This window comes from Streptomyces sp. NPDC001380 (assembly GCF_042895785.1).
Taxonomy (GTDB): domain Bacteria; phylum Actinomycetota; class Actinomycetes; order Streptomycetales; family Streptomycetaceae; genus Peterkaempfera.
In genome coordinates this window covers 1-4365 of the sequence record NZ_JBIAWP010000058.1, presented here as the reverse complement: position 1 = coordinate 4365, position 4365 = coordinate 1, and the positions used below count along the sequence as shown (strand labels likewise).

General features: G+C 77.3%; 3 protein-coding genes and 1 pseudogene. All 4 read left to right on the top strand.

All coding sequences use genetic code 11. From position 1 onward, the window contains the following. Positions 1-768: pseudogene (locus ACFY07_RS28475) on the top strand (hypothetical protein); the annotation flags it as partial. 86 nt (positions 769-854) lie between these two features. Beyond that, positions 855-3098: an FtsK/SpoIIIE domain-containing protein gene (locus tag ACFY07_RS28470; RefSeq protein WP_390872429.1), complete on the top strand. Its 2244-nt coding sequence runs from the start codon at positions 855-857 to the stop codon at positions 3096-3098. A gap of 215 nt (positions 3099-3313) precedes the next feature. Then, the gene (locus ACFY07_RS28465; protein ID WP_390872428.1) at positions 3314-3808 is read left to right on the top strand and encodes a hypothetical protein; all 495 of its coding nucleotides are present in this window, start codon (positions 3314-3316) and stop codon (positions 3806-3808) included. Further along, a partial coding sequence (locus ACFY07_RS28460) for a hypothetical protein (protein ID WP_390872427.1) occupies positions 3805-4365 on the top strand: 561 nt, incomplete at its 3' end. The genes ACFY07_RS28465 and ACFY07_RS28460, both read left to right, overlap by 4 nt.

Here is a 4365-nt window from a genome sequence, read left to right as displayed (position 1 = left end):
GTGATCGCCCCCCTGGTCCTGGAGGGCGTGGCCTGGGCGCTGCTCAAGGGCGCCGAGGCCGCCATCGACGACGGCCGCCCGTCCTGGCACTACCGCCTCGGCGCGCTCGCCCAGGCGTCCGTCGCCGCCGGCATCTCCTACTCCCACGGCAGCCACGCCTACGGGATGGCGACCGGCCTGGGCGGCGCCTTGTGCTCGCTGATCGGCCCCGCGATCTGGGACCTGCACGAGCACGGCCGGATCGCCAAGCGCGACGGCCGGCCGACCCGGGCACAGCGCCGCGCCGCGAGGAAGGCCGCCGCCGAGACCGCCCGCCGGGACGCCGCGGCCGCCGCCGAGCGGGAGGTCCAGCGGCAGGCCACCGAGGCCAAGCGCGCAGGCGAGTGGGCGGACGTGTGGAAGCGCGCCGTGGCCCTGTCCGCCGCGCTCGGCGAGCAGCACGTGAGCGAGCCGACGTGGAAGCGCGCGTGGGACGACGTCCACGGCACCGCGCTCGGCGACACCGCCGAGTCCATCGCCGCCCGGGTCGCCGCGAAGGCCCTCGCGAAGGAGGCCGGAGCGGCCCCCGTGGAGACCGCAAAGCCGCAGGTCGAATCCCAAATCCCCCCGGCCGCGAAGAAGGCCGCCAAGACGGCCCCCGAAGGCCGCATCGACGGCCGCCGCAGCAACGGCGGGCGCCCGCCGCGCCGCACCCCCGGCGACACCCTGCGGTACTCGCCCGCGGCCCGCAAGGCCGCCCGCGACACCGCCCTGCGCGCCACCTCCTGAGCACGGCCTGGGGCCGGTCCCACTTCTCACGGCCGGACCGGCCCCGGCACTCCACCAGCCCTGTGAACCGAAGGAGCACCCCCAGCATGTCTGAGTCCGTCTACCGCCCCGACAGCGGTACCGCCGACGGGGCCGACGTCATCGACCTGACCGCCCTCCTGCCCGCCGCCCCGCAGCCCTCCGAGGACCTGGAGGCCGAGCTGCGGCCGCTGCCGGAGGACCTGGACGGCGACCGGCCGTTCGTGCCGTCCTGGGCGCGCAGCCCCGAGGGCCGCAAGGCCGCCCGGGTACGGGCCCAGCGCCGCACCCGCCGAGCGGTGCGCCGGTGGGCGTCGCGGCAGCGCACCGAGCGCGGCCACCTCGCCCAGGTCGCCCGCGGGGTGCGCCGCTCGGCCGAGTGGGTCGGCGGCATCGAGGGCGCCCACCTGGCCGCCGCCCGCCACCAGGCCCACACCGCCACCCGCGAGGCCCGCCACGCCGCCCGCAAGGCCCGCTACACCCTGGTGCCCGCGCAGCGCCGCGCCGCCCAGCAGCACGCCGACCGGGCCCAGACCGCCGCCGCGGCCGCGGTCGCCGCCCACACCCGGGCCAAGGCCGAGGTGCGCCGCGGCCGGCTGCTGCGCGGCTCCCTGGTCTGGGGCCTGCCCGGCCTCGCCGACGGGATGGCGTTCCTGGAGGGCGGCTGGCCCGGCCTGGCCGGGGGCGTGCTGGCCACGCTCGGCGGGTTCGCCCTCGCCGGCCGCCGCCCGCTGACCGCGGAGACCTGGGACCCCGAGCGCCGCTCGCTGGCCGACGGCGACCCGCTGACCCCCGACATGCTCACCGAGGCGCTGCGGGCCGCGAAGGTCATCGGCGAGGCCGACCTCCCCCGCTACCTCACCCCCGCGATCGCCGACGGCCCGGACGCCTGGACGGTGCTCATCGACCTGCCCGCCGGGGTGACGGTGGACAAGGTCCGCGGCCGCGCGCTGGAGCTGGCGGCCGCGCTCGGCATCGACCAGGTCCAGCTCGACCTGCGGCAGGCCGGCGGCGCCGGACGCCTGCAGCTGTGGGCCTCCATGACCGACCCGTTCGGCCGCACCGTGCGCTCCCCGCTGCTGGACCGCCGCGAGCCGCTGAACACCTGGAAGGCCGGCATCCCGCTCGCCTTCGACGCCCGCGGGCAGATCGTGGCCGTCACCATCTCCGACTACTCGCTGCTGTTCGGCGGCGCGACCCGCTCCGGCAAGGGCATGGGCCTGGCCAACGTCCTGTCCGGCGTCAGCCTGGACCCGCGGGTGCGGGTGCGGCTGTTCGACGGCAAGGGCACCGGCGAGTACGTCCCCTACGCCCCGATGCTCGCCACCTACGTGCGCCGCGACCCCGCCCGGCTGGTGGAGTTCCTGCGGGTCGTCATCCGGGAGATGAACCGGCGCACCGACCTGCTGGTCGACCTCGGCCTGTCCAAGCTGTCCGAGGAGCTGATCGAGAAGGTCGGCGGCATCGAGCTGGTCATCGTCGACGAGCTGGCCACCTACACCGCCAAGGAGGGCCCCTCGAAGGAGTACGCCGAGGAGGTCGCCGAGCTGCTCGCGCAGATCGCCGCGGTCGGCGCGGCGGTCGGCATCGTGCTGGCGCTGGCCACCCAGTACCCCGAGGTCGGCATCGTCCCGGCCCGGCTGCGGGGCAACTGCTCGGGGCGGATGGCGATGCGCACCGAGTCCGCCGACGCCTCGAACGTGATCCTGGGCAAGGGCGCGGCCGGCCTGGGCTACGACTCCTCCAAGATCCCTAACGAGAAGGGCAGCCGCGGGCGGGCGTGGCTGACCACCCCGGACACTGGCATGATCCACGTCCGCTCGCTCTACATCGACGAGACCTCCGGCGAGGTCGGCACGCTGATCGCGGCCGGGATCGAGCTGCGGCGCGCGGCCGGCACCCTGCCCGGCCACTGCCCCGACCCCATCGAGGACGCCCTGCTCGCCGGGACCGGCCTGTCCTCCGTCGCCGGCGGCCCCGACGGCAGGGGCACCGCGGGCGTCCCTGCCGTGCGCCACCCGATGGCCGACCTGCTGCGCCGGGCGTTCGCCGACCTCGGCGCCGCGGAGCTGGGCACCGCCGACCTGGTCGCGTGGCTGCACCGGCAGGACCCGGCCGCCGGGTGGGACCCGCGCGACGGCGAGTCGGACAAGGCGTTCGCGACGCGCACCGGGCGGCGCCTGGGCGAGGAGATCGCGGCCGCCCTGGAGGGCACCGGCCGGGCCCTGGAGCGGGTCCGGGTGACCACCCTCGCCGGGGTCGACGGGCGCGGCTACCGGCTCGCCGATGTCGAGGCCGCATTCGGCGTATAACCGGGCAAAGTTACGTGTCGGCCCAGGTGTCGGCGCGCACGAAACCCCAGGTCGCGAGGTGCCGGGCATGTGTCGCCGCCGCCCCGGGAGGTGTCCCCCGCAGGCACCTCCCGCCCGGGCCGGACACCTGCCCGGCACCTCGAAGACCAGCACAAATCCCCCCAGACCGCCTCGCCGGGACACCTGCCCGGCACCTCCCGGAACAGGACCCGGCCATGACCACGCCCGCCGTCTACACCCCGCAGCCCCTCGCCCCCGCCGCCCCGGCGCCCGCCCCCGTGGTGCTGCCGGACGGCCCGCTGACCGTCGCCTACCTCCCCGGCCCGGACGGGCGGATGGTCGCCGCCTACGTCCCTGCCCACGCCCTGGCCGCCGCCCCGCAGCCCGCATCGGTGTCTGCGATCGCAGACACCGACCCCGCGCCGAGGGTGGTGCGGACTGGCCTGGACCCGGTCGCCCAGCGCCTGGCCGGGGCCGGGGTGGCCGCCGCCGGTGTGGGCTGGGGGGTCGGCGAGGTCGTCTCCGCGCTGGCCGGCGCCACCTCCTCGGTGGCCCTGGTCGCCGCCGCGGTCGTCGCGGTCAAGGTGCTGCCCGCCGCGCGCCGCACCACCGTGGTCAACCGCACCGAGCACCACCACCACACCACCGCTACCGGCCTGTTCGGCCGCGCCACCTCCCGGGTGGACCACCGCCAGGGCGGCGGCCGGTGACGGCGCCCGACCTCAAGCTGGTGGGCCTGCTCCTCCTGGACGGCGAGCCGGTGGCCTGCCCCGGCTGCGGCGGGGTCGGGGCGCTGACCCTGGACCGGTGCGGGCCCCGCGAGACCTGGCCCGCCCGCCTCGGCTGCACCACCTGCGGCCACACCGCCGATCACGACACCATCACCAACGGGCTGATCGTGTCGGCCCTGGCCGCCTGCACCGGCCGCAGCAAGGCGTCCGACCGCGACCTGTTCACCGCCGAGTGGCGGGGCCTGGTCCTGGAGGGCGAGCGGCAGCCGGAGCTCACCCTGGACGACGTCCGCGTCGTCGTCGACCAGCTCCGCGCCGAGGGCAGAAAGCGAGTTCGGGCGGGCAAGGCCGGAGTGCGCCGCTCCGCCCGGTCCTGGTGGCGCGGCCGGAAGCAGGCCGCCCGCGAAACCGCCGGGCAGGCCGCCGGCCGGGCGTCCTCCACCGTCCTGGCGGCCGCCTGGCAGGCCCGCACCGGCGGCGCCGGACCCGAGCCCACCCCCCGCCGCCGCGGGCGCCGCTGCCCGGTCAAGGGCTGC

Bases quoted from the DNA above. Each gene is read 5' to 3' on its own strand.
- ACFY07_RS28470 (WP_390872429.1), top strand. From the start codon at position 855: ATGTCTGAGTCCGTCTACCGCCCCGACAGCGGTACCGCCGACGGGGCC.
- ACFY07_RS28465 (WP_390872428.1), top strand. From the start codon at position 3,314: ATGACCACGCCCGCCGTCTACACCCCGCAGCCCCTCGCCCCCGCCGCC.